Origin of the sequence: Bacillus sp. 005/A4HT-01/001 (assembly GCF_004634445.1) — a bacterium.
Classification (GTDB): Bacteria; Bacillota; Bacilli; order Bacillales; family Bacillaceae; genus Bacillus; species Bacillus altitudinis.
On sequence record NZ_SEIZ01000003.1, the window covers coordinates 158558 to 182133 of the forward strand.

30 protein-coding genes, 1 tRNA gene, 1 pseudogene and 1 riboswitch are annotated in these 23576 nt (G+C 37.6%); of the genes and pseudogenes, 21 read left to right on the forward strand and 11 right to left on the reverse strand.

The genetic code is table 11. From position 1 onward, the window contains the following. Window positions 1-85: 85 nt before the first annotated feature. The 3 genes from ES896_RS10445 to ES896_RS10455 form a co-directional block, all read right to left on the reverse strand. Complete coding sequence (locus ES896_RS10445; RefSeq protein ID WP_008355374.1) at window positions 86-571, reverse strand: spore coat protein; 486 nt, start codon at window positions 569-571, stop codon at window positions 86-88. Window positions 572-659: 88 nt separating this feature from the next. Continuing rightward, on the reverse strand, window positions 660-995 hold the full coding sequence (locus ES896_RS10450) for a hypothetical protein (RefSeq protein ID WP_008355377.1): 336 nt from the start codon (window positions 993-995) through the stop codon (window positions 660-662). 44 nt (window positions 996-1039) lie between these two features. Then, window positions 1040-1426 (reverse strand): spore coat protein, encoded by a 387-nt coding sequence (locus ES896_RS10455; protein WP_007498962.1) that lies wholly within the window; start codon window positions 1424-1426, stop codon window positions 1040-1042. Window positions 1427-1603: 177 nt separating this feature from the next. Here ES896_RS10455 and ES896_RS10460 point away from each other — a divergent pair, with 177 nt between their 5' ends. From ES896_RS10460 to spoVIF, 5 genes are all read left to right on the forward strand, one after another. After that, complete coding sequence (locus tag ES896_RS10460) at window positions 1604-1954, forward strand: DUF1360 domain-containing protein (RefSeq protein WP_035700339.1); 351 nt, start codon at window positions 1604-1606, stop codon at window positions 1952-1954. Window positions 1955-2025: 71 nt separating this feature from the next. Beyond that, complete coding sequence (locus ES896_RS20400; RefSeq protein ID WP_008348422.1) at window positions 2026-2154, forward strand: hypothetical protein; 129 nt, start codon at window positions 2026-2028, stop codon at window positions 2152-2154. 84 nt (window positions 2155-2238) lie between these two features. Further along, window positions 2239-2460: a hypothetical protein gene (locus ES896_RS10465; RefSeq protein ID WP_008348420.1), complete on the forward strand. Its 222-nt coding sequence runs from the start codon at window positions 2239-2241 to the stop codon at window positions 2458-2460. Window positions 2461-2544: 84 nt separating this feature from the next. Further along, window positions 2545-2682: a YjcZ family sporulation protein gene (locus tag ES896_RS10470; protein ID WP_008348419.1), complete on the forward strand. Its 138-nt coding sequence runs from the start codon at window positions 2545-2547 to the stop codon at window positions 2680-2682. A 136-nt stretch (window positions 2683-2818) separates the two neighbouring features. Beyond that, window positions 2819-3076, forward strand: a complete 258-nt coding sequence (gene spoVIF / locus ES896_RS10475) for a sporulation-specific transcription regulator SpoVIF (protein ID WP_008348417.1) — start codon at window positions 2819-2821, stop codon at window positions 3074-3076. 16 nt (window positions 3077-3092) lie between these two features. Here spoVIF and ES896_RS10480 read toward each other — a convergent pair whose 3' ends face one another. Next, complete coding sequence (locus tag ES896_RS10480) at window positions 3093-5402, reverse strand: ATP-dependent helicase (RefSeq protein WP_025207167.1); 2310 nt, start codon at window positions 5400-5402, stop codon at window positions 3093-3095. Window positions 5403-5528: 126 nt separating this feature from the next. On the opposite strand from ES896_RS10480, the gene ES896_RS10485 reads away from it, so the two are divergent. Further along, on the forward strand, window positions 5529-5786 hold the full coding sequence (locus tag ES896_RS10485) for a hypothetical protein (protein WP_008348414.1): 258 nt from the start codon (window positions 5529-5531) through the stop codon (window positions 5784-5786). A gap of 83 nt (window positions 5787-5869) precedes the next feature. Here the strand turns inward: ES896_RS10485 and ES896_RS10490 are convergent, their stop codons facing one another. The 3 genes from ES896_RS10490 to ES896_RS10500 are packed head-to-tail and all read right to left on the reverse strand — an operon-like array spanning window position 5870 to window position 7619. Next, window positions 5870-6304 carry a GNAT family N-acetyltransferase gene (locus tag ES896_RS10490; RefSeq protein WP_008348412.1) on the reverse strand — a complete coding sequence of 145 codons (435 nt, stop codon included), beginning with the start codon at window positions 6302-6304 and terminating at the stop codon, window positions 5870-5872. A 6-nt stretch (window positions 6305-6310) separates the two neighbouring features. After that, the gene (locus tag ES896_RS10495) at window positions 6311-6826 is read right to left on the reverse strand and encodes a YjcG family protein (protein WP_017359656.1); all 516 of its coding nucleotides are present in this window, start codon (window positions 6824-6826) and stop codon (window positions 6311-6313) included. Window positions 6827-6878: 52 nt separating this feature from the next. Beyond that, entirely contained in the window at window positions 6879-7619 is a 741-nt protein-coding gene (locus ES896_RS10500) for an esterase family protein (protein ID WP_019743058.1), read from the reverse strand. A 220-nt stretch (window positions 7620-7839) separates the two neighbouring features. Continuing rightward, a riboswitch (SAM riboswitch) is annotated at window positions 7840-7961 on the forward strand. A 79-nt stretch (window positions 7962-8040) separates the two neighbouring features. On the opposite strand from ES896_RS10500, the gene ES896_RS10505 reads away from it, so the two are divergent. The 5 genes from ES896_RS10505 to ES896_RS10525 all read left to right on the forward strand — a co-directional run bounded on the left by ES896_RS10505 (window position 8041) and on the right by ES896_RS10525 (window position 12493). Beyond that, entirely contained in the window at window positions 8041-9159 is a 1119-nt protein-coding gene (locus tag ES896_RS10505; RefSeq protein WP_135226781.1) for a methionine biosynthesis PLP-dependent protein, read from the forward strand. Beyond that, window positions 9156-10334, forward strand: coding sequence for a cystathionine beta-lyase (gene metC, locus ES896_RS10510; protein WP_008348402.1), 1179 nt, complete (start codon window positions 9156-9158; stop codon window positions 10332-10334). Before ES896_RS10505 ends, metC begins: the two co-directional genes overlap by 4 nt. Window positions 10335-10462: 128 nt before the next feature. Then, window positions 10463-10535, forward strand: a tRNA-Val gene (locus ES896_RS10515). A 135-nt stretch (window positions 10536-10670) separates the two neighbouring features. After that, on the forward strand, window positions 10671-11120 hold the full coding sequence (locus tag ES896_RS10520) for a hypothetical protein (RefSeq protein ID WP_240688376.1): 450 nt from the start codon (window positions 10671-10673) through the stop codon (window positions 11118-11120). 122 nt (window positions 11121-11242) lie between these two features. Further along, window positions 11243-12493, forward strand: a complete 1251-nt coding sequence (locus tag ES896_RS10525) for a hypothetical protein (protein WP_083495502.1) — start codon at window positions 11243-11245, stop codon at window positions 12491-12493. 367 nt (window positions 12494-12860) lie between these two features. Here ES896_RS10525 and ES896_RS10530 read toward each other — a convergent pair whose 3' ends face one another. Both ES896_RS10530 and ES896_RS10535 read right to left on the reverse strand, forming a co-directional pair. Continuing rightward, window positions 12861-13184: a hypothetical protein gene (locus ES896_RS10530; RefSeq protein WP_099496440.1), complete on the reverse strand. Its 324-nt coding sequence runs from the start codon at window positions 13182-13184 to the stop codon at window positions 12861-12863. A gap of 21 nt (window positions 13185-13205) precedes the next feature. Next, a complete protein-coding gene (locus ES896_RS10535) occupies window positions 13206-13751 on the reverse strand; it encodes a hypothetical protein (RefSeq protein WP_135226782.1) in 546 nt (181 codons plus the stop codon). An 807-nt stretch (window positions 13752-14558) separates the two neighbouring features. On the opposite strand from ES896_RS10535, the gene ES896_RS10540 reads away from it, so the two are divergent. From ES896_RS10540 to hemB, 4 genes are all read left to right on the forward strand, one after another. Next, the gene (locus ES896_RS10540) at window positions 14559-14780 is read left to right on the forward strand and encodes a hypothetical protein (protein WP_017359646.1); all 222 of its coding nucleotides are present in this window, start codon (window positions 14559-14561) and stop codon (window positions 14778-14780) included. Between the two features lie 189 nt (window positions 14781-14969). Beyond that, complete coding sequence (locus tag ES896_RS10545; RefSeq protein ID WP_039956503.1) at window positions 14970-15236, forward strand: hypothetical protein; 267 nt, start codon at window positions 14970-14972, stop codon at window positions 15234-15236. 81 nt (window positions 15237-15317) lie between these two features. After that, the gene (locus tag ES896_RS10550; RefSeq protein WP_017359644.1) at window positions 15318-15542 is read left to right on the forward strand and encodes a hypothetical protein; all 225 of its coding nucleotides are present in this window, start codon (window positions 15318-15320) and stop codon (window positions 15540-15542) included. A gap of 465 nt (window positions 15543-16007) precedes the next feature. Beyond that, window positions 16008-17003 carry a porphobilinogen synthase gene (hemB, locus tag ES896_RS10555; protein WP_017359643.1) on the forward strand — a complete coding sequence of 332 codons (996 nt, stop codon included), beginning with the start codon at window positions 16008-16010 and terminating at the stop codon, window positions 17001-17003. Window positions 17004-17109: 106 nt separating this feature from the next. On the opposite strand, the gene ES896_RS10560 is transcribed toward hemB, so the two are convergent. After that, window positions 17110-18054, reverse strand: coding sequence for an acetyl-CoA carboxylase carboxyltransferase subunit alpha (locus ES896_RS10560; RefSeq protein ID WP_098680908.1), 945 nt, complete (start codon window positions 18052-18054; stop codon window positions 17110-17112). A 32-nt stretch (window positions 18055-18086) separates the two neighbouring features. Next, complete coding sequence (locus ES896_RS10565) at window positions 18087-18533, reverse strand: MarR family winged helix-turn-helix transcriptional regulator (RefSeq protein WP_008348375.1); 447 nt, start codon at window positions 18531-18533, stop codon at window positions 18087-18089. Between the two features lie 250 nt (window positions 18534-18783). Here ES896_RS10565 and ES896_RS10570 point away from each other — a divergent pair, with 250 nt between their 5' ends. The 6 genes and pseudogenes from ES896_RS10570 to ES896_RS10595 all read left to right on the forward strand — a co-directional run bounded on the left by ES896_RS10570 (window position 18784) and on the right by ES896_RS10595 (window position 23196). Beyond that, window positions 18784-19614, forward strand: coding sequence for a sialate O-acetylesterase (locus ES896_RS10570; RefSeq protein WP_019743044.1), 831 nt, complete (start codon window positions 18784-18786; stop codon window positions 19612-19614). Window positions 19615-20005: 391 nt separating this feature from the next. Beyond that, a pseudogene (locus ES896_RS10575) lies at window positions 20006-20143 on the forward strand (CatA-like O-acetyltransferase); the annotation flags it as partial. Between the two features lie 226 nt (window positions 20144-20369). Then, window positions 20370-21488 (forward strand): response regulator aspartate phosphatase, encoded by a 1119-nt coding sequence (locus ES896_RS10580; RefSeq protein ID WP_135226783.1) that lies wholly within the window; start codon window positions 20370-20372, stop codon window positions 21486-21488. Beyond that, complete coding sequence (locus ES896_RS10585) at window positions 21478-21678, forward strand: hypothetical protein (RefSeq protein WP_008348369.1); 201 nt, start codon at window positions 21478-21480, stop codon at window positions 21676-21678. Before ES896_RS10580 ends, ES896_RS10585 begins: the two co-directional genes overlap by 11 nt. A 470-nt stretch (window positions 21679-22148) precedes the next feature. Then, window positions 22149-22601: a GNAT family N-acetyltransferase gene (locus ES896_RS10590; RefSeq protein ID WP_008348366.1), complete on the forward strand. Its 453-nt coding sequence runs from the start codon at window positions 22149-22151 to the stop codon at window positions 22599-22601. Further along, window positions 22594-23196: a YczE/YyaS/YitT family protein gene (locus ES896_RS10595; protein WP_008348364.1), complete on the forward strand. Its 603-nt coding sequence runs from the start codon at window positions 22594-22596 to the stop codon at window positions 23194-23196. Before ES896_RS10590 ends, ES896_RS10595 begins: the two co-directional genes overlap by 8 nt. The last annotated feature ends 380 nt before the right edge of the window (window positions 23197-23576 follow it).

Genomic DNA, 23576 nt, shown 5'->3' on the forward strand with positions numbered 1-23576 from the left:
CTAGTTGGTGTGGGTAAATGACTATTTATCTTTGTTGTATTTTTAGAAAAAGGAAAAGCAGAGCTTTTCGCTCTGCTTTTGTACATTAGAGGATACCAATTGCAACGATCGTCGCAACAAGTGTCTGTGTAAGCGTTTGGATGGCAATAGAGATGTCCGCATCGATTGTAGAGACTGTAACGTTTCTAGAGTTTTCGATAACAAGTTTCTGGCGATTTGTTTGTTTATGGCTAGCTGCTTGTAAGAGATCTTGCGTGACGCGGTCAGCTAGGTCACCATCAGCGATTGAGATGTTTGTAATGGTGATGATCGCTGTTTGAACAGCTGCTTGGATAGATGCTGCAACCTGTGCATCAACAGAAGAGACGTTAATGTCACAAGAATCTCTAACGATAATGACTTCCTCAGATGTCTGCTTTGTCACACTCACTTGATCAAAGTCTTGTAAAACATCTTCATCATCATAATAGTTGCCGTCACAGACTGCTTTTCTTTCGTAGTTATGATGGTAATCGCCGTGGTGTGTACAGTTACGATCTAGAGCGACCCAAGAGTATGGTTTAGAATCCATTTCTTTTCCTCCTTCCGTTTACTTTATTAAATGCTGGAATGATTGGTTTTGTCTCGGGCATTTATCCTAGCAGGCAACCCATTTTTATTTAATCGTTATTTTGCTGCGCTTGACGGCGCTGCTGGATACGATCTCGAAGTGAATTTCGTTTAGGGCGCACTTGTGGTTCAGGCTCGACCTCTTCTGCATGTTTTGCTGCCTCTGCCTGACGCTTTTTCTCCTGCTGCTGCTGTACGAAATCATCTGCTTTCTTTTGTAAATCCTGAACCAGCTTCAAAATCATCCTTCTTTGATCTTCTGAAAGGTTTGCTTTCTGATCATCTGTGACATTATTTTTGTTTAAAATATCACTCACAAGAAGGCTTGTTAATGGATCAACATCAGTGTTGATTTGAAACTCCTTTTTTTCGTTCTCTTCAGCCACGATTATTTCACCTCTTTCATACATGATGTTAGAAAAAGAAAGGGTCAAAGAATGCCGGCTTCAACTAAAAGTACATTCAGTGTTTGAGTGAGAATTTGTACGGAGTTCATAATGGATGCATCAGATAATGTAATCGTGACGTTATAACAATTGATGATTTGAATCACTGTTTTCTTTTGAACTGTCACTTGTTGTGCAGCTAAAAGCTGTTCTGTGATGTCTGCAGCCAATTCATCATCTGGTACAAGAATTTGAATTAAAAGAGTAATGATTGTCGTTACGGTCGCTTGAAGGGAGAGTGCGGCTGTTACATCTGTTTTATGAATCGTGACATTTTCGGAATCCTTGATCTCGATGAAATCATCATAATTGCTGATTAATTCGTTTAACAGTTGTGTGTATAATAAATCAGCACTTTCTTCAATAGACAATACTTTCACTCCTTTCTTATCTATACATTATTTAATGCAGCAGAGGCTCAAGGTGGAATCGGAAAGCATGAAAAAGTACAACCCAATTTTATTTCCACTCGATTCATCATGGCGGTCTTTCTTTTTGCATATATAAAGAAAGGACGGAAAAAGAAGAATGAAGGAGGTGGAGGTTCCATGAGCGGCGCTTTGTCATTTGCTATATTTGCCCTCGCATCCTTTAGGCTGACGAGATTGATCGTGTTTGATACGATTACAGCCCCCTTTCGCCGTCTATTTCATGAAGAGCAAGAAGAGGTAAACGAACAAGGTGAAGTCGAGACCTATATCGTCATTAAGGGGAAGGGACTGCGATCTTGGATAGGAGAGCTGTTAAGCTGTTATTGGTGTACGGGTATGTGGTGCACTGCTGCTTTACTACTGATATACATATTTTTTCCTGTCATCAGCATGTGGCTTAATTTACTATTAGCGATTGCCGCCGCAGCAGGCTTGATTGAAGCAGTCGTGTCGAAGCTTGTGAAATAAACAGGCATTCTGATCAGACACGCTTAAAGAAAATGCATATACTAACATGGAATAGGAAAGGAAGGGTTGCGATGAAACCAACTGAAACACCGTCACATATGCTTCAAGGGTATCCAGCGCAGTCAAATCAACAATCTGTATATACGAAGAAAATCAAGAAGACGGGCTGCGGCTGCGGGAAGAAAAAGAAACCTCAATAGGGAAAAACAAAAGCCGGATTTATCCGGTTTTTTTGTTGCCCTTTTTTTGGGTGATGCATATGTAAGAGAGAAGGGGTGACCAGAATGGATGCATTCGAACAATTAATCGGTTCCTTGTTCACTAAACCCCATGATGGGAAAGAGCAAGCGCACGAAAAAGCTGAAATGGATCTAGCGAATAAAGCGAAGGATCTTGAAGAGCACTTAAAAGCATTTGGCGAGAAAATGGATACTTTTGCGAAAGAAACAGAAGCATTCATGATCCGTCATGGAGAGGCAGATTACGTCTTTAAACAGCAGAAATAAAAATTCCGCACTTTTTTATGTGATCGTCCAAACCATTTCATGTATTTTTCATATTTTGTAAGGGAGAAGAGGAGGTGCTTAAATATGAGTTGTTACGGTTACGGTGGCGGTTATTGCGGAGGTTATGGTGGCGGCTACGGCGGCGGTTATGGTTCAACTTTTGTTCTTGTCGTCGTGCTTTTCATCCTTCTAATCATCGTTGGTGCTTCTTTCTTTAACTAAACAGTAAGAAGGTGAGGGAAGCAATAGGGAAGCCTTTTGCTTTCCTTTCTCTTTGCTAACAAGGCAGCAGGATAGGCACATATCTCGCCTATTTTCATATAGTAAGGTGATTACTCCACAAAGAGGAGGCAAAGGAATGGATAATAAGTTCTTTAAAAGTGTGGAAAATAAAACAGGTGTAAATATGAATGATGTCTTTAAGCTTGCAGGTTCTTTGCAAAACGCGAACTTTAAAGATGAGAATACCGTACGAGGTGTCATTAAAAAAGTGGCGCAGCTTGCAAACAAACGTGTACCTAAAGAAATGGAAGACAAAATCGTTCAATCGATTACAAGTGGAAAAGAAAAGCTTGATTTTAATACAATCGCTAAAATGATGAACAACAAAAAATAAACAACAGGCTCTCCATTTAAAGGGGGGCCTGTTGTTTTTGTGTGAATAATTCACGATTTTTCTTTAAAAGAGGGTACAAAAAGCGGGAGCGGTGAGCCGTTTTTCCTCTTCTATATGATGGAACGGATAGATAAAGGGATTGTTCTGCTCTCGTCATGGCAACGTATAATAAGCGCCGCTCCTCTTCGATGGCTTCTTCATCACCGCTTCTCAGCTCATCAAGTGCAAAGTCATGAGGGAGCGCCCCATCAACCACGCTCGTGATGTACACTGTTTGGAATTCTAGTCCCTTCGCACGGTGGATCGTCATGAGCTGAACGCCTGGTTCATCTGATTTTTCCTTTTCAGCAGATTTCATATGTTCGGCATGAGCGAGGAAGGCTTCAATCGTTTCAAAACGTTTCGCCGCTGTTTTCACATCTCGTACATCATCTGTTCCTTTTTCAAGCACATTCGTATCATTCACGCGTTTTTTTAAATAATCACCAAGTCCCATCCTTTGTTCAATAAACGCTACAGCTTCAGATGGCTTTAACGATTTTAACGTTCGAAACAGGGGAACGATCGATTGTAGTTTTTTGCGCTGAAACGGCTGAATGTCTGTTAGCTTTCCAAGTGCCTCTACCATAGAACAATCTTCCGTAATGGTCAGCGCCTTCATGGTATTCAGTGTTTGCTGCTTTAAAAAGAAAACGGGCAGCAGCAGCTTCATTGCGGCGACATCATCTGCATCCTGACTGAGCGAAAGAAAAGCGAGCAGCACCCGAACAATTCTTCTGCTATAAAAGGCTTTTACGCCAGCATCGGTTTGATACGGAATCGCCGATTGATGAAGACGTTCATAAATCGCTCGGCCTCCTGTATTCGTTCTAAACAGCACGCAAAAGTCATTCGGTTTTGCACCGTTTTTAATTTTCTCCTGAATATCTGCTACGATCATGGTCGCTTCCTCTTCCTCGTCATATGGATAAAAAAGAGTCGGCGGAATTTTCTCCACGCGAACGGCTTTTAACGTTTTCTCGTAACGATGCTGGTTCTTCTTAATAATGGCGTCAGCACTTGCGACAATCGTATGATGAGAGCGGTAATTTGCATGTAAATGGACGATCTCGGCCGAAGGATAGTCCTGTTTGAAGTCAAGAATAAAAGCAGGATTGCTTCCTCTAAATGCATAGATGGCTTGATCATCATCGCCTACACAAAATAGCTGCTCGGATTCTCCAGCTAAAAGCTGGATTAATTGATATTGTACGGGATTAATATCTTGAAATTCATCTACTAAAATATACTTGAATCGTTCTTGATATTGTTTGAGCAATTCAGGCTGCTTATTCAGCATGTGTAAACAGGCAATCGCCATGTCATCAAAGTCAAATTGTTGGTTTTCACGCTTTTGCTGCTCGTATGACTGATAGATTGTCCACATTTGCTTTTCCTTTTCATCTTTCAGCTCAGGAAGTTCGTTTGGTAAAAAAGCATTTTTCCAATAGCCGATTGATTGCAGCACTTGATCGGTTGGATAGTCTTTTTCATCAAGTCCTTCATTCATGATCGCTTTGCGAATATACTGCTCTTTTTGCCAGTCGAATTTAATCAAATGCTGTCCGTTCCATTTGCCCCGATTATCGTGAAGCAGCATTTTATAAAATAAACTGTGGAATGTACCTGTCACAACTTGGCTCGCCTGTGATGGATGAAGCTGATACTGCATACGCAGTCTTTCTTTCATTTCACTGCTTGCTTTTGTGGTGAAGGTCACGAGCAGGATATGGTGAGCAGGGATTTGATGGTGCGACATCAGATAAGCAGCTCTTGCTGTCAGTACCCTTGTTTTCCCGCTGCCGGCGCCAGCCAGCACAAGCATCGGACCGTCTTTGTGTGTGACAGCTTGAAGCTGCGGTGCGCTGAAGGTGATGTGTGGAAAGAGGTCAATGGTATGCACTTCTTCATTCTTTTCTAAATGAAAGGTTTCGCCAAATTGAATGGATCGTGGTTCCTGCCAGTCATCCGATTCTTCTGTTTGTGAGATGATCTGTTTGCCGGTTGGAAAGCGAAAGCCGCCAAGTTCTTTGTAGGATGCCTCTTCCTCTCGTTCAGCCGGTTTCTTTTCCTCTTGTTGTTCTCTTTTTTCGCAAATCTCTTGCTGAGATATTGGCTTATGGATAAAGGCAGGTTCTTCATGTATATTTAATCTAAAAAAGACGGGTTGTCCGCAATATGGGCAAGATAAATGCCCTTTTTTCCCCTCATCATGGAGGAATTGATAGTGTTCTCTCGAATATGTATGTAATGAGATCGTTCGATCATGTCGTCGTGCGCATTTCAAAGCTAGTCCTCCAATAGTCAATCAATGTTAAAAAGAAACACATCTAATCATATCAAATGAGGCGTGTTTCAAACAGTCATAATTAGGGAATAGTAGAGTAGAAGAGAAGCAAAGGAGGCGTTCTTGATGGGATATATAGCCCCGATTCAGCCGGATCTGTATTTTCAATATATCAATCGTCCTGCTCCTCAGGATAAAGAAGACTATGCGAAAGTGACGAAGGTCACCCGCACCTTTCATGACAAGGTATACAGAGAGCTGGAGAAAAAAGAGGACTTAGTGACAGAAGCGGAAACGAAAGTACAGCAAAAAAAGCGGGAACGCTTTGTACGAGATATGTTTATGGAAGAAGGCAAGGGCGTTCATATCAATACTTACGTCTAAATGACTGCGCTTTCTTCCTGAGCGAACGAGATGGAATCAATAAAAAGCCAGAGCATCCATGATGCCCTGGCTTTTTATTGTCGTTAAACGGATAGTGTTTTTGTCATTTTGACATGTGTAATCCCTGCTTCTTCAAACGGTTCTGAAACGGCTTTGTAGCCTTTCTTTTCGTAGAAAGGAAGAGCTTGGACTTGTGCATGCATGACAGCTTCTTTCGCTCCGTTTGCCATCGCTTCAGACTCAAGTGCTTCTAAAAGCTGGTGGCCAAGACCGAAAGAGCGCGCCTCTTTTAATACACAAATTCGTTCAAGCTTTGCTTTATGACCTTCAATTATGCGCAGTCTAGCAGCAGCTTGTGGTTTGTTGTCATCATTATAAATGACAAAGTGAATGGCTTCGTCCTCAAGTTCATCAATTTCGATCTCTAACGGGACTTCTTGTTCTTTTACGAAAACTTCTTTTCGAACATAATAAGCATCTTCTCGTTGTGTTTGTTCTTTTACGATGACTGTATTCAAATGTCTTTAACCCTCTTCTCCTAAGATAAATGTTTCATAAACGGTCCAAGAACCGTTCTCTAATTGATATAAAAGATGGAAGCGGTCAACCGTTTCCTCGTGGTCAATTTTTCTCAGCTTCAATGTGCCTAGAACGTCTGAATGCTCATCGTCGGATAACTTTTGAGCCACTGTCACATGCGGAACAAATGCATATTCAGGTGTACCAGCAAGCGGATCAGTGTACAACTTCTCATTGAGAGCCATTAATTCTTCGTTCGGTTCTACTTTCATATAAATCACGTTGTTTACAGGAGCGAATGAACTGAATTTTTTAATACGTAACGTAATAGGAGAAGCATTTTTTGCATACTCTCGCAAGGTGGAGACGACCTCAGCTGCTTCTAGATCCGTTAATTCAAAGGGTGTTCTTAATGTTAAATGAGGTGGTATGAGTGCATAGTTCGGATCATAACGTTTCCGATAAGAGTTCGCAATGTCTTGCAATTTTTTTGATGGAAATAAAACAACTCCGTATTTCATCATGTTCCCTCCTGATTAAGAAAGTATTTATTATTTTTTATTATAACAAAATTCAGTTGATTAACGAATATGGGAGCATTCTTTTTAACGAAGGTGAAATGAGCGGCTGCCAAAACGTCCATTTATGATCGCCTTCGAATGTCTCAAATAAATAATCCGCACCGGACTTCTCCAAAAGGACCTTTAATTCTTCGTTCGGCTGAATAAAGTCAAGCACTTGCCCATCTGTCGTTTTCACAGCTGTTTCTTCTAACCCGATTTGATGGATAATGGCATAATGAGCAAGGGATGATGACTGTTTGACTGCTTGCAGAACCGACTCATCCACGTAAGGAGACTGCAAAATCAGTCCGCCAAATAACGAAGGATAATCAATGGCTGTCATAAGTGAGATCGTAGCACCTAATGAATCACCAATAAATGTACGACCTGATCCAACTTGATACGTTGGATAGTGTTCATCAATATACGGAACGAGTTCATTTGCCAAAAAGCGTTTATACGCCTCGAACTTTGGTCCGTCTGGATGATACGTATTTCGCCTTTCAGTCACATTTTCATATGGGACACCAATGATAATCGAGCGTTCCATTTCTTTGTTTTGCATTAATTCTTCCGCTTGTCTGCCTATTTTACCTAAGCGGAAATAATCATGACCATCTTGTGCAATGATGACATGATATGTATAAAGGGGGGAGTAATTGACTGGTAAATAAATCAAAATGGTCATATCTGCCCCAAGTTCTTTTGACTGTAAGGTTTCTTCTTGAATGATGCCTGTTTTCTTCACCATAATCCATTCCTCCAGCTAACCAAATTCATCATAAGTGAAACGTTTCCATTCATTGTAACACGAAAAACAGCGTTGTTCCTATATGCTAACATGCAATCAAATTGGCTGGCATCCAATCTGCTGCAAAATACAGAAAATTTTAATTAATCGTTACATTTCCCCTTGAAAAATGAGGTTTAATGCGTTACAGTATTAAGAATTAGAACAGACAGACAACACATTCTTATCGTGAGAGGTGGAGGGACTGGCCCTTTGAAACCTCAGCAACCGGTATGCATCACTTCATGTGATGTACCAAGGTGCTAAATCCAGCAAGCAGCTTTTCTGCTTGGAAGATAAGAGGAAGCGATTAAACCCCTTCTTCTTATGAAGAAGGGGTTTTTCTGTTTTGAAATTAGATTTTTACTTAGGATGGTGTCAAATGACAGAACATGTGGAAACGAAGTTAGCGCAAATTGGAAACCGCAGCGAAGAGGTGACTGGTACTGTCAGTCCTCCCGTTTATCTTTCAACAGCTTACAGACATAGAGGCATTGGGGAATCAACAGGATTTGATTATATTCGGACGAAAAACCCAACAAGGCAGCTTGTAGAAGATGCGATTGCTTCACTCGAAGAAGGAACGGCCGGTTTTGCCTTCAGTTCGGGAATGGCTGCCATCCAAACGATCATGGCGCTGTTTGAGAGCGGGGATGAACTCATTGTTTCATCAGATTTATATGGCGGTACATACCGTCTATTTGAAAACGAATGGAAAAAGTACGGACTGCGCTTTGTTTATGATGATTTTTCAGATGAAGACTGTTTACGCTCTAAAATGACGCCAAATACAAAAGCCGTCTTTATTGAAACGCCAACAAACCCACTCATGCAGGAAGCGGATATTCAAAAGGTTGCGAAAATCGCAAAAGATCACGGTGCATTGGTCATTGTGGATAACACCTTTTATACGCCCGTCTTGCAAAAACCGATTACACTCGGAGCAGACATTGTCATTCATAGTGCAACCAAATATTTAGGCGGACATAATGATGTTCTTGCCGGACTTGTCGTCACAAATGGGGAGCAGCTATCGGAAGACATGTTCCAGCATCAAAACGCCATCGGAGCGGTTTTATCTCCATTTGACTCATGGCTTTTAATGAGAGGAATGAAAACATTGGCGCTGAGAATGCGTCAGCACGAAGCAAATGCGAAGGAATTAGCTGACTTTCTAAAGCAGCAGCCTGAAATTCTAGATGTGCTTTACCCAGGAAAGGGAGGCATGCTGTCATTCCGAGTAGCCAAAGAGGACTGGGTCAATCCATTTTTAAAGAAGCTGAAAACGATTTGTTTTGCTGAAAGCCTTGGCGGAGTCGAAAGCTTCATTACGTATCCTGCAACGCAAACGCACATGGATATTCCAGAAGAGATTCGCATCGCAAACGGTGTGTGTAATAAGCTTCTCCGTTTCTCTGTTGGGATTGAGCATGTGGAGGACCTAAAAGCAGACTTAAAACAGGCACTATCAAATGTGAAAGAGGAGGTACACACGAAATGACCACACATGATTGGACACTAGAAACACAACTCGTTCATAATGCGTTTAAAACAGACCGTTCAACAGGTGCAGTCAGTGTACCGATTCAACATGCATCGACGTTTCACCAAAGCAGCTTCGATGATTTTGGGCAATATGACTACTCCCGATCAGGCACCCCTACACGTCAGGCATTGGAGGATACCATTGCAGCGCTAGAAGGAGGAACGAGAGGGCTTGCCTTTGCGTCAGGTATGGCAGCCATTTCAACCGCTTTTCTTCTATTATCAAAAGGAGATCATGTCCTTGTCACAAGAGATGTGTACGGCGGGACTTTCCGAATGATCACCCAAGTTCTTTCAAGATTTGGGATTGAGCATACCTTTGTGGACATGACCAATTTGAATGAAGTGAAACAAGGCATTCAATCAAATACAAAAGTCATTTACATGGAAACACCGTCAAACCCTACACTCGGTATTACGGATATTGAAGGTGTCGTACAGATTGCGAAAGAACATGACTGTCTGACTTTCTTAGATAATACGTTTTTAACGCCTGCGCTTCAGCGTCCGCTGGACCTTGGTGTAGACGTTGTGCTGCACAGTGCAACGAAATTTTTAAGCGGCCACAGTGATGTACTGTCAGGCTTAGCCGTGGTGAAAGATGAGAAGCTAGGAGACGAACTTTATTCGCTGCAAAACTCCTTCGGGGCGGTGCTTGGCGTACAGGATTGCTGGCTTGTGCTCAGAGGATTAAAGACCCTTCAAGTCAGATTAGAAAAAGCCAGTCAAACCGCATTAGAACTGGCTACATTTCTAAAAGAACATCCTGCGGTCAAAAAAATATATTACCCAGGATTAGATGATCACCCAGGGGCAGACATTCAGCGGAAGCAGGCGAGCGGTGCAGGTGCTGTTCTTTCATTTGAACTAGAAAACCAAGCGGCTGTCAAAGAATTGGTCGATGGCGTCACATTACCTGTATTCGCCGTAAGCCTCGGAGCAGTCGAATCCATTCTTTCCTATCCGGCCAAAATGTCCCATGCCGCTATGCCAAAAGAAGAAAGAGAAAAAAGAGGCATCACGGATGGTTTACTTCGATTAAGTGTGGGCGTAGAAAACGGAGAAGACCTCAAAAGGGACTTCAAACAAGCACTAGATCAACTAAAGCCAGTTCTTGTGAACCAATCATAAAAGTCAGTAAAAAGCCGGTATGGATACCGGCTTTGTGCCTTTTTTGAACAAAACCATTGACGACTGACGATGATGGTTATATAATAGAGACTGTCAGTAACAGAAATCCCAGAACTGATACATAACCCGATTCCGTAGCTCAGCTGGGAGAGCGCTACCTTGACAGGGTAGAGGTCGCTGGTTCGAGCCCAGTCGGAATCATATAAAAAGATGTTGATGCAGAGCCATTCTCGAGATAATCGAGAGTGGCTTTTGTATTTCTGAAAGATATAATTAGCAAATTAACAACCACACTGAAAAGTACAGTGTGGTTAATTTAGTATGTCGTCAATTTGATTGGCTATCTGTTGGAAAGAGGCTTCAAATGCTCTGGGTGTTGTCGTTAAGGGTAATACTACTGGACAAAAAATCGATCGTTTTAAGACTGGTGGATCAGTTGGTAAAGTACCAGCTCAAGGAGCTTTAGCTGTAGTAGATGATGGAGAAATTGTCCCCAATAAACAAGACTCAGTTAACATGCTTAAAGCTGTAGAGCTGCTTAGAGAATCAAAGATAGAAGATAATAGTATGGGAGCAATAGCAAAGAACTACGAGTCAATACGAAGTATGTTTAACAATGTTGCTTCTTCAGTAGCTATCCCTATACTTTCTGTTCCAGGATTTAAAGTGTCAGAGTCCATGAATATTACCAACAATTATTCAGTGAATATGTACATCGATAAAATGGTCGCTGATGAAAAAGGGGCTGAAAAAGTTCTAGGGCGAATTGTAAATGGTTTAAAGTAAATGTGTGGAATTTTTTAAAAGGTTTATAGAACTTAATCTATAAATCTTTTTTGTTTGTTTTTTCCAATGGGGTGAGAGATAATTGAAATTAAAGATTTTTTTATTCAGAAAGAGGTAATAGTTTGCTTAAGATGCTCAAAAAGAAAAAAATAACCAAGTTGCAAACAAAATTTTTAAATAAGCTCTTCTCAATTGTCGACAACAACGAAGAATATTTAGAATTTATTAAAAAGAAAAACCAGCAGTTAAAAAACGAAGAGTTTGTTCATATTAGTAAAGTTCAATTCTATGACGTTTATGATAACACTGAGTTGAATAAGTTAATTAGAGGTATTGGAAATTTAAATAGATGTGAATACGCTGTAGAGCTGTTTTTGAATTATAAGAAAAAAAGAGAATTAAATTATTTAAAAATGCAGTATGATTATACGAGCATATCCAATATAGGAGTAGTAACTTTTAAGAATGATTTATTTGTAGATAAAGTAACTCTTGCATTTACTCAAATAAACAACAATGAAGTTGTTGTAGAATTTTGTATTAATTTTAAGAAAATCATGAATAGTGATAATTGGAATGAATTTATTAAAGATAACAAAAAATCGTTAAATGATAAATGGTTTTTAGGTTATTTTGATATTGACAAACATGTTGAATTAAAACAATTTGAATTTATTCATAATTCAATTCTAAATCTCAGAGGCACAGCTTTACAGGCTAAGTTAGCAGATTTATTAAACTTAAATTTAGGGAGGAAATATACTTTACCTCAGTATAATGCTATAAACTTTCCAGAAAAACATCTCAATGATGAAACATTTAAAAATGTATTTCTATTTCAAACTATTAAGATTGACCGAAACTTTATGTTAGTTGATTTAATTAGAACAGAAGGCCTCAAATTGGATTTTTATTATTCAAATAATTACTTATTTTCACCTATAAATATATTAGGATTGTTTGCAACTTATCGAATGGATTTTTATTATTTCTTATTTGAAAATATTGAACGTCATGAGATCAATGAAATAATTAACAAGTACTTTTTGAATACTTCGAAAAGAATTAAATATAGAGATTACAAGTGGCTTATTAATAAAATGAGATCATTAAATGATAACAAGCTACTTGGAAATTATAGTGAGTCCAGTGTACTAGTTAAAGAGTGGAAAGCTTATATAAATGGTGAAGAAACACCATTGTATTTTGTGAGTGGTAAGTATACAGAGAAATATAACATCATTTACTCTGAATCTTTAGATCATATTAGAATGGCTTACTCTATTCAAAAAGAAAATTTGGTAATATATTTAGCTTCTGGTTCTTTAATCGCTTCTTTAATTGGAGTAATTCTCACATTAATTTTAAAATGATTAAGTTTATAGGTGAGAAATATATTGCCCGCTAGATTTTTAAATTTTAAATAAAAGAAGTATGTTGAAGAGAGTAGGGGAGGGATTAATATGAAAGTTTCTTTAAATGATGTTAGACCAGGAATGTGAGAAAAAGAACCCTATAATTTTGGGGTTCTTTTTCATGACTTTTTTATATTTGTACATTAGGTGTGTCTTTAGTGTATTCTTTTTTGCATACTCAAAGATTTCTTTCCAATTTCCTCTATTAGTTCTGACCACAATAAAACACCTCTAATTCAATTTCTAAAATTAATAATAAGAAAAATAGAGGAGGGGGTTTATATGTAAATGATGGTAATTAAAAAAGACCTTCAAGAGAAGGCCGTTAATTGAATTTCTTTTTTAATCCATCCATCATATCTGCATCATAAAAAGATTGTAAAAGCTCGTCCACATTGATTTTTTTATCCTTCTTGCTTAGAAATTGATTGATGATCTCTTCATATTCTTCTCTAGTATTTCCTTCAATATCTGAAAGGTTTAATTCTTCACCAAAGTGTCTAATGAACGCTGTTCTTGTTATGTCATATGCCTTTTTGTTTTCTTCTTCACAGGTGCAAAATGCTCCTGAGAGAGTAATTAGGAACTGAACGTCCTCATCGTCTAAACCATTGGCTTTTTGAAACTCAATGAATTGATTTTGTGACATATAAATGTACCATCCTTTTATCTAAAGTATAAGAAAATCAGCAGTGAGAACGATGTATTCAACAACAAGTCCAATTGTATCAGCTACACCTGAATCGATATGTTTTTTGAGCTCTGCAGAAACGACTTTTCGAGCCCTACTAACTGCATTTTTTGGAGTATCAATAATTTTTTCTAATTCTTTAATGATATTGTTTGCATTTTTGACAGTACCATTTACAGCTTCTTTTCCAAAACGTTGCTGTAAAACCCATTTTGCCCAGTCGTTATTCACTAAGCCTTTAATTACTTTGATTGCTGCCTTAATAGCCGCACCCTTAGGGCCATTTGTAGTAGCAAGTGGATCATTGTTAGCATTCTCAATAGCCTTAAATGCTTGAAGCAAGGCTTCTTGTTTTTCTAAAGGTACATCCCTTAGAGCAAGTTGTTTCTGAAGTTCAGTGGGATTGATAGTTACTACCAAATCTTCTTTCTGATCGACGTTTTCTGTTGCATATGTAGCTGTTGTTGGAACAAATACTGCTGCTGATATAAGAACTAGCAACATCTTAACAAAAAACTTTTTCATTGGAATACTTCCTTTCTAATCATTTTTCAATAGTGAGGATATCACAGAAAGGAATTGATTTTACATAAATTAGAATAAATGGGCTTTAAATCACATGCTGTTTGTCTTTGTTTAATTCGATGAGTTACTAATTTCTTACATCTTGAAAAGGGCATATTTACGCATGAAAAAACCATCTACACATTAATGTAAGTGGCTATTTGTCTATCTAATTTTTTATTTATTTGATTGAATTCATTCTTTACATCATCAATGAATTCAATAATATTGTATTCAATTTCTTTTTAGATGCAAGGTTAATTGATGAGTTACTATTTGTAACAATCATGAGCACATTAGGGCTATTCCTACTGCTCATGATCGTCATTTCTAGCTGATTAGAAAAGTGTTGGCGCACTATCTAATCTGATGGGTTGGTATGCTCTGTGATACCAGCCCATTCTAACTTAATTTAGTTTGTATTCAATAGGTCGTGCATTTTACGAGGCAAGTAAAGTTTACCTCACCTAACTAAATAGAATCAGTCTATACTCCTGGATCAATGTGTTGTCTTTAGTGATGCCATTTTTAAGGATAAGACTGTCGTGGAATGCGCTAACACACGTTAAACTTAAAAGGGTAGTGACTCAGTCGATGGTAAATGAGGATAGGATACCACTATGCTTTCCTATTTGTACATGTATCTGAAAGGCGAAAGCTGCCATTAAGTGCTGAACGAAGGATGGGTGTAACTTAAAGCTACGGTATTTTTTTCATTCTATCTAAATCCTCTGTATAATTAAGGAAATAAAATTAGGGGGATTAAAAATGAAAATACTTAGCTTTAGATATGAGGATAATAGATTCGAATTACATGCAATGTTTATGAAAGATATTTTAAGCTTGGACGATCGGGTTATTCAGTATGACATGGTAATGAAAAGTAAAGCTATACTCAAAATTGCTATAGGTACTTTCGATTGTTTAAAAATAGAGAATTTAAAGCTATTTGAAGAAACCAATTCTGTGTATTGCTCATATACGTTTTGAAAGGATAACAAGAAAACATCATTACAGTAGAGATAAATTCATACAAGCAAGTAGCTGAAGAGTATTAATTTTTGATAAATGTAACCAAGTTACTGTAATTTAATCCAAGCTAATCACGGCTATAGAAACCTCAATATCTCTGTCGTATACTTTTTGATGAATTATTTGAAATCGAAAGGAAAGAAGACAGTGATTGAGGTTAAAATTGACAAAGAAGAAGTTAGAAAGATTTATTTAGAGGAGTTAGAAAAACATTTAAAAAAATTAGACAATGAGTTGCTATTTTGGAATACGAAAGAACTTGAACGTCAAACGAGCATGTGTATGAACACAATGCAAAAAGAGTTTTTCTTTGATGAGAACTTTCCTAAAAGGAAGATAGGGAACAAGTGGTATTATCCAGCAGCGCAGACGAAGAAATTTTTGTTGGAATGGATTAATCATCAATCTAGATGAAATAATCTTTGTACTGATTGAGAATTTGAAAAGAACCCATGTTATCATAGAAGAAAATGGATACTGGGGGATTGTCAATAAATGCTCAAATCAAAGTTAGTTGTTTGGACGTTTATCGTTGTGACTGGATTCTATATGCTGGTGAGTATATGGAACATTGCTGTATTTCCAGATAAGACATGGACAGATTACGCAGGACAGATTTTGATTGTAGTTTTTGGAAGTATGGTGAATGGTTTAATCGCTGCATTCTTTATGTACGCAGCAGCTATGTTGGTGAAATATATTAATGGTGATAAAGCTTAAAACAGGTGTATAAAAAGGTAACATTTTTTTCGGTTTTAAAAAAATACGAAGGAACACCAGAGAATACAGAAGGGTAAGGAAAGCTTATGTATCAAGGCTTATAAGTGAATAGAGGATATCGGTGATAATCACAGGATTCTACAACAGGGTAGAGGTCGCTGGTTTGAGCCCAGTCGGAATCATCGTTTAAACCCTTGCCTAGCAAGGTTTTTTTGTTTTGTGGGTAATGAATATTTGTTCAGTTTTTATCCATCAGGTTGTTTCTAAGTATTCTTAGGACCAAAACGATGAAAGTGTTCTGCAAAGTGGATCGTTACGTCTGTTAAGGTTTAAGTCAGCAATCTAAGGTACTATATAGACAGGAAAAAGTTAATTCCAGCCGAAAATCGGGATTTTTGTTTAAAGTCGGTATATAATTGAGCAATAATAAAACCACTAGGTAAAAAACAGTAGGAGATGATAATAATGGAGAGTTATCCGTCCACTCGGATGAGAAGAAATCGAAACAATGACTGGAGCCGCAGATTGGTTGCCGAAAATCGGTTGTCGGCTGATGACTTCATTTGGCCAGTTTTTGTTCGGGAACAACCGGGAGAGGAAGAAATTGTTTCGCTGCCAGGGCAGTTGCGAGTCGGACTAGATCGTCTTATTGAGCACGTGGGACAGGCAGTAGAATTGGGAATTCCAGCAGTTGCGCTATTTCCTGTTATCGATCCAGAAAAAAAAGATGCTGATGGGAGTGAGGCGACAAATCCGGATAATTTGATTTGTCGGGCTGCCCGCGAGCTTAAGAGGGCATTTCCGGAACTGGGATTAATCGGTGATGTTGCATTAGATCCTTACACCACTCATGGGCAAGATGGAATTTTACGTAATGGCTATGTCGTAAACGATGAAAGTGTAAGTAGATTATCCGAACAAGCCATCATACTTGCGGAAGCTGGTTTTGATGTTGTAGCTCCATCTGACATGATGGATGGGCGTATAGGTGCTATACGGAGTGCTTTAGAAGAAAAGGAACTGGTTAATACAAGAATTCTATCGTATGCGGTAAAATATGCATCCGGCTTCTATGGTCCTTTCCGTCAAGCTCTGGGGAATGTATTGTCTGGGGATAAAAAAAGCTATCAAATGGATTCTGCCAATAGCGATGAAGCCCTTCGAGAGGTAGCGCTTGATTTGAATGAGGGCGCGGACATGGTCATGGTAAAACCAGGGCTGCCTTATTTAGATGTCATACATCGGGTGAAATCTGAATTTAAAGTTCCTACTTTTGCCTACCAGGTTAGTGGAGAATATTCAATGTTGATGGCAGCTATTCAGAATGGCTGGCTTGATGCAAATGTTGTAATTGAAGAATCATTAATGGCGTTCAAACGCGCCGGATGCGATGGCATTTTGACTTATTTTGCTTTAGATATGGCGCAGCGATTGAGAGATGGAGAATCTCAAAACATATAGTCAAAATGAAAACAGACCCTGAATGGTCTGTTTTTTATGAGGAGGATTTGAGAACCTTCAGAAAAAGTATTGATGGAAGATAATCCGATACGGATTTTAAATATTTTCATTTATAATTCTCTATTTGTCTATACTTTTCATATCGCTGTTGTATAAGCTCTTCCGAGGATAATCGTATCAATTTTTTAAGAGATGATTCAATCACAGATTCAATCAATTTTGCCTGTGATTTTATATCATTTTGTGCTCCACCCTTAATTTCAGGAATGATTTCATCAATAATTCCTAAATGCTTTAAATCTTTTGCTGAAATTTTCATATGTTTAGCAGCTTCTGGAGCATACTTAGCATCCTTCCATAGGATAGATGCTGCTCCTTCTGGCGAAATGACCGAGTACCATGAATACTCTAACATATGGATATGGTTACCGACACTAATGCCAAGGGCTCCACCACTTGATGCTTCTCCAATTACAATACAAACAATTGGTACTTTAAGTGTAGCCATTTCCAATAGATTTCGAGCTATTGCTTCAGAAATTCCACGTTCTTCAGACCCTTTCCCTGGATAGGCGCCTATTGTATCAATAAATGTAATAATAGGGCGATTAAATTTATCAGCTTGTTTCATCAGTCTTAGCGCTTTTCTATAACCTTCTGGATGTGCCATTCCAAAATTTCTTTCTATATTTTCCTTTGTACTTCTCCCTCTTTGATGACCAATAACCGTAACGGGCATCCCTTTAAATTTTGCAATACCACCTATCATTGCTTGATCATCACCATATAATCGATCACCATGAAGTTCAAAAAAGTTTGTAAACAATAAAGGTATATAATCCAATGTCGTGGGCCGGTTACGTAGCCTTGCAATTTGAACTCGTTGAAAAGGTGTAAGATTAGAATAAATTTCATCTTGCATTTTATTTAAACGTTTTTCTAATTCTTGAATTTCTGATGATAAATCTACATTATGTTCTTTCATCATTTTCTTTAATTCATCAAATTTCTCTTTTAGTTCAATAATAGGACGTTCAAAATCCAAACTCATTTTATCCTCCAAAGGGTATGATTTACCTCACTCTAATCAAAAGACTTAGAAATAGAATCAATAAATAATTCAAAACCATCCACAACTATTTTTTGTTCTGATTCTGATAAATTATTAAGGATACGTTGATAAAATGTAAGGGATTGTTCTCTTAAGCGATTAACAGTAATGTGACCTTTTTCTGTGAGGTGCAGAAAAAGTTCTCTTCTGTTTTTTTCATTTACTTCACGATAAACAAGTCCCTTTTTTACTAACTTATCTACCAATCTACTTACAGTTGAAGTCTCTAATCTAAGTTTATTGGATAGTTGCCAAACAGTTAATTTTTCCATCTCTATTTCCTCTAACGCCATCATTTGAGAAGTTGGTAGAGGTTTTTCAAATGGTCCATTGGGCAAATTTTGAGATTCAAAAACCCCAGTTATTATAATCATTTTCTTAATATCTGATCTTAGTTTTAAGGCATCTTCTCTTTTCAAAAAGGTCACCCTCCTAAAATTCATGTATGATACATCAATTGTATTATACATGAATATGTTTTTTTCACAAGTTTAACGTCAGCCCATATGACAACATGGACAAGAGATTTCTTCTTGTTAAAATGGTTTAAGTGGATTGATCATAGTCGATCCACCTGATTGATAGATGCATCAGGATCTTACCCTAAGTAATTACTGTTTACTGTTCTTTCAACAAAAATATGAAAAATGAAGAGAGGGGGAGAAAAATATGAAGTCATTTTTACTAATTGGACAATCTAATATGGCGGGTCGAGGCTTTAAGCATGAAGTGCCGCCAATTTATAATGAAAGAATCATGATGCTGCGAAATGGAAGATGGCAAATGATGACTGAACCTATTCATTTTGATAGGTCGGTAGCTGGTGTAGGACTGGCGGCTTCCTTCGCGGAGACTTGGTGTAAGGATCATGAGGGAGAAAAAATTGGTCTTATTCCATGTGCCGAAGGTGGCAGTTCCATTGATGAGTGGTCACGAGATGGGGCATTATTTCGTCATGCAATAAATGAAGCTAAATTTGCAAGGGAAGATAGCGAATTGGCCGGAATATTATGGCATCAAGGAGAAAGTGACAGCCAAGATGGGAAATACAAAGAATACGATGAAAAAATACGAAGATTATTTCATGAACTGAGAACTGAATTATCTGTACCTAACATTCCGCTTGTGATAGGTGGTTTGGGCGATTTCTTAGGAAAGACAGCATTTGGCGCAGGATGTGTGGAACATCAACTGATCAATGAGATACTACAAAAATATGTAAATCATCATGAAAATTGTTATTATGTTACTGCGAAAAGCCTTATACCTAATCCGGACGGAATTCACATCAATGCGATGTCCCAAAGAATATTTGGTATAAGATACTATGAAGCATTTCGAAAAACAGAACATATACATGAACCATTACCAAATGAACATGAGCTAGTGAATGACTGTCATAATAGAATGAATACCTCAGCGGAGAATACATATATAGCACTAGAAAAATTCACGTTGGGCAAGATGACTTATGAAGAGTTGCTGGAGGCTTTAACTTAGGTAAAGGTCATGGTAGTCTTTGAATAAACAGAAACATGATATATCTTGTGAAAGGATGATTGTGGTGGTAAAAACAGATAAAGCTTCCTCCTGAATACAGTAAATCACATTCAGGAGGAGGCTTTAACGTAGGCAAAGCTCATAGTAGTCTTTGAATAAACAGAAACATGATATATCTTGTGAAAGGATGATTGTGGTGGTAAAAACAGATAAAGCTTCCTCCTGAATACAGTAAATCACATTCAGGAGGAGGCTTTAACGTAGGCAAAGCTCATAGTAGTCTTTGAATAAACAGAAACATGATATATCTTGTGAAAGGATGATTGTGGTGGTAAAAACAGATAAAGCTTCCTCCTGAATACAAGCAATTACATTCAGGAGGAGATAAAAAATGTTTAAACAAATAGATGAAAATTATCCGAGAAAAGAGCACTTTCATCATTATATGACGGTAACCCGATGCACATATAGTCTGGTGATCGATCTAGACATCACGAAATTGTATGCAATATTAAAAGAAAAAAGGCTAGATTCAATGCAAATTACCTGAAGACAAAAGGTATTCTCATGGAAATCTAGAAGATGAAGGCAGACTGAAATGAGTTTGCCTTTTTGTTTTGTGAGGATAAAGACATGTGCCAAAGGTTTATTGATGTACAATGGTTCTTTTTGCGGTTTCTTTTCGGTGCCTTGTAAATTTCTGTATGTCATAATAAATGTAATATAAGGAAATATTGTAGAAGGGGAGTAAGGGGATGGAGAAAGTTCTTTCTTCACATGTTGGTGTGAAAATAAATGAATGGTATAAAATGATTCGTCAATTTAGTGTGCCAGATGCAGAGATTTTGAAAGCTGAGGTAGAACAAGAAATTGAACGAATGGAAGAAGACCAGGATTTACTGATTTACTATCAATTGATGTGCTTTCGTCATCAGCTTATGCTTGATTATATTAAACCCTCAGAGCAGCGCTCTTTATCCATAACAGACTTAGTAGATAAAATAGAAAACTCCAACCATAAATTGTCCGGCATGCTGCAGTATTACAACGCGTTTTTTCGTGGAATGTATGAGTTCAGTATAAAAGAATATGTACAGGCCATTCAATATTACAAGATCGCTGAGCGGCAGCTCGCACTGGTTGTCGATGATATTGAGCAAGCGGAGTTTCACTTCAAGGTGGCTGAAGCCTACTATATTATGAAACAAACTCATGTTTCTATGCATCACATCATAAAGGCGCTTGAAATATACGATCAGTATGAGTTATACAAGATTAGAAAAGTTCAATGCTTATTTGTAATAGCAGGAAATTATGATGATTTTAAGCAGTATGAAAAATCATTAATACATCTGAATAAAGCCTATTCCATCGCTGAAGAAATAGCGGATAAAAGGTTGATTGCCAAGGCACTTTTAAATATAGGAAACAATTATGAAAAAAAACAAGATTATGCAAAGGCTATCCAATATTATCAAGAGTCTCTTGAAATATCAGAAGATGGTGTGGACGATGTAAAATCGGTCATATATGTTAACCTCTGTTGGGCACTATATAAGACAGGAGAAAATGATGAAGCATCCAAATTAGTGGATAAAGCTTTGGAACTTGTCTCTCATAAAGAGAACCCGCACGAAATTTTATTAATACGTTCTATAAGAACAACATATGAAAGTAATGATGAGGAAGAGATTCAAGCTATGCTACAGGCATTTGAAGAAAAGCAGTTGTTTGTTTTCGTAGAAGAATTCACTAAAAACCTTGCAGTGATTCATGAAAAAAGAGGAAAGTTTGAAAAAGCAACAGAATATTACAGGAAGGCATTTCAAGCCCAACATAATATTCAAAAAGGAGAGTGTCTTTATGAGTGTTAAAAAAATGATTGTTATAAGCTCTATTATCCTTCTAGGTGCAGGTGTATATGAAGCATCTAGCTTGATTAAACCAGCATCAAATCGGAATACAACAATGGAGGAGTCGAATAGAAATACAACTTTCATTCCACAAAAAATCGATCGAAACACGACAATGATCAATCGAAATACAATTTCTCAAAACGTATAGGCAAAATTAAAACAGACCATACAGGGTCTGTTTTTTTATGGGGACAGATTGGGGACGAACCTTTTCAGTAAACACACATTTTTTATCAGAATGGCTCATCATAGAACCTTATTAAATCAGTCTTTTTCAGGGAAGAACAAAGTAAAACCCCTGACTTTTATGGCTAGGGGATTTTTTCTGAGAACTTTCTTCAAATGTTAATCACAAAAAAACAAAGGCACCAAAAGTGAGAAGTGTAACGCCAAGAGATACCAAACTGATAAGTGGCGTAATAGTTCGCATTAATTCCGCTTCGACATTCACTACTAAAACCAGCTTTCTCAATTTCTTTCTCTTGCAAAATGCCCACTATCTTAAAAAAACCTGCATTTTTGTTGTAATTGCAATAAAAATATTTTATTCTTACTAGTATAAGACCATATAAATGCTTCACCTGGTTCAGACTAATATCAGAAAAGGATTGATAAACAATGCATATAAAAAAAATAACAACTGAAAATGACTTACAAGTTGCTCTTAATATTAGAAAGTCGGTCTTTATTGATGAACAGCAAGTACCTGAGTCTGAAGAATTTGATCAATTTGACACTCTTCAGGAACAATGTCAGCATGTCTTGGTATGCCATGAGAATGAACCTGTCGGCACAGGTCGGGTGCGTATTGTGGATGGTACAGGTAAATTGGAACGAATTTGCATCCTAAAACCTTATCGTAAGTACGGTTTAGGCAAAGTGATTATCAGAGAACTGGAAAAAATCATGCAAGAAAAAGGAATTGCAAAGATAAAGCTGCATGGACAAACACAAGCAGAAGGTTTTTATAAAAAACTTGGTTTTCAAACTGCTTCAGATGAATTTATGGAAGACGGGATTCTGCACGTTTTAATGATAAAAGAATTATCTTTAAGTAGAGATCATGTCTAATAAAAAAAAGTATGTTTATTACGGATTAGGTGTACTCGTATTAAGTTTAGGAATTTCATTAACAATACAATCAGGACTAGGTGCTTCTCCATTTGATGCTCTTTTAGTTGGCCTTTCCAAAGAATTTGGTCTTACCGTAGGGAGCTGGGAAGTCTTAATTTCAATCATCATCTTAATTTGCAATTCTATATTAGTGAGAAAAAAACCTGTTTTTTTAGGTTTGATTACAGCGTTCGTGACTGGAATCGGTATTGATCTGTGGTTACTCCTCATCAAATATGTCATTTATACAAGTACTTGGTTTAGCAAACTGACTTGCTTCGGAGCTGGTTTGATATTCATTGGTCTTGGAACAGCCGTATATCTTCAAACAAAATTCGCATCAACGCCAATTGATCATTTAACACTCATTCTTCGAGATATTTCAAAAAGAACCATCGCATTTTCGAGAACAATATTATATGCATTTTTCTTCATATTAGCTTTTATATGCAAAGGACCTATTGGTGCTGGTACCATATTAACGATTTGTTTCGGAGGCATCATTCTTCACTTTTTCATGCCTATTGTTAACCGTCGGTTATTATCAAATTGATGATTTGGCTGGGTACGATAAAACAATGGAAAAGCTTCAGCAGCAGTAAGGGTAGAAGTGAATAGAGGATAGCACTCAAAATGACAAATTCTATATTGACAGTGGAGAAATATATATGGCACTAGAACCCTTCACGTTAGGGAAGATTACTTACGAAGAGTTGCTGGAGGCTTTATCATAAACAAAGCTCATGGTAGACTTTGAATGGACAGAAACATGACATAACTCTTGAAAGGATGATTGTGGTGGTGAAAACAGATAAAGTCTCCTCCTGAATACATGAAATAACATTCAGGAGGAGATAAAAAATGTTTAAACAAATAGATGAAAATTATCCGAGAAAAGAGCACTTTCATCATTATATGACGGTAACCCGATGC

Excerpts from the sequence above, each read along its gene's own strand:
- hemB (WP_017359643.1), top strand. The coding sequence starts at position 16,008 with ATGGAGAGTTATCCGTCCACTCGGATGAGAAGAAATCGAAACAATGAC.
- ES896_RS10570 (WP_019743044.1), top strand. The coding sequence starts at position 18,784 with ATGAAGTCATTTTTACTAATTGGACAATCTAATATGGCGGGTCGAGGC.
- ES896_RS10500 (WP_019743058.1), bottom strand. The coding sequence starts at position 7,619 with ATGGTGAAGAAAACAGGCATCATTCAAGAAGAAACCTTACAGTCAAAA.
- ES896_RS10540 (WP_017359646.1), top strand. The coding sequence starts at position 14,559 with ATGAAAATACTTAGCTTTAGATATGAGGATAATAGATTCGAATTACAT.
- ES896_RS10595 (WP_008348364.1), top strand. The coding sequence starts at position 22,594 with ATGTCTAATAAAAAAAAGTATGTTTATTACGGATTAGGTGTACTCGTA.
- ES896_RS10460 (WP_035700339.1), top strand. The coding sequence starts at position 1,604 with ATGAGCGGCGCTTTGTCATTTGCTATATTTGCCCTCGCATCCTTTAGG.
- ES896_RS10505 (WP_135226781.1), top strand. The coding sequence starts at position 8,041 with ATGACAGAACATGTGGAAACGAAGTTAGCGCAAATTGGAAACCGCAGC.
- ES896_RS10550 (WP_017359644.1), top strand. The coding sequence starts at position 15,318 with ATGCTCAAATCAAAGTTAGTTGTTTGGACGTTTATCGTTGTGACTGGA.
- ES896_RS10590 (WP_008348366.1), top strand. The coding sequence starts at position 22,149 with ATGCATATAAAAAAAATAACAACTGAAAATGACTTACAAGTTGCTCTT.
- ES896_RS10535 (WP_135226782.1), bottom strand. The coding sequence starts at position 13,751 with ATGAAAAAGTTTTTTGTTAAGATGTTGCTAGTTCTTATATCAGCAGCA.
- ES896_RS10495 (WP_017359656.1), bottom strand. The coding sequence starts at position 6,826 with ATGAAATACGGAGTTGTTTTATTTCCATCAAAAAAATTGCAAGACATT.
- ES896_RS10560 (WP_098680908.1), bottom strand. The coding sequence starts at position 18,054 with ATGAGTTTGGATTTTGAACGTCCTATTATTGAACTAAAAGAGAAATTT.
- metC (WP_008348402.1), top strand. The coding sequence starts at position 9,156 with ATGACCACACATGATTGGACACTAGAAACACAACTCGTTCATAATGCG.
- ES896_RS10470 (WP_008348419.1), top strand. The coding sequence starts at position 2,545 with ATGAGTTGTTACGGTTACGGTGGCGGTTATTGCGGAGGTTATGGTGGC.
- ES896_RS10585 (WP_008348369.1), top strand. The coding sequence starts at position 21,478 with ATGAGTGTTAAAAAAATGATTGTTATAAGCTCTATTATCCTTCTAGGT.
- ES896_RS10465 (WP_008348420.1), top strand. The coding sequence starts at position 2,239 with ATGGATGCATTCGAACAATTAATCGGTTCCTTGTTCACTAAACCCCAT.
- spoVIF (WP_008348417.1), top strand. The coding sequence starts at position 2,819 with ATGGATAATAAGTTCTTTAAAAGTGTGGAAAATAAAACAGGTGTAAAT.
- ES896_RS10530 (WP_099496440.1), bottom strand. The coding sequence starts at position 13,184 with ATGTCACAAAATCAATTCATTGAGTTTCAAAAAGCCAATGGTTTAGAC.
- ES896_RS10485 (WP_008348414.1), top strand. The coding sequence starts at position 5,529 with ATGGGATATATAGCCCCGATTCAGCCGGATCTGTATTTTCAATATATC.
- ES896_RS10445 (WP_008355374.1), bottom strand. The coding sequence starts at position 571 with ATGGATTCTAAACCATACTCTTGGGTCGCTCTAGATCGTAACTGTACA.
- ES896_RS10580 (WP_135226783.1), top strand. The coding sequence starts at position 20,370 with ATGGAGAAAGTTCTTTCTTCACATGTTGGTGTGAAAATAAATGAATGG.
- ES896_RS20400 (WP_008348422.1), top strand. The coding sequence starts at position 2,026 with ATGAAACCAACTGAAACACCGTCACATATGCTTCAAGGGTATCCAGCG.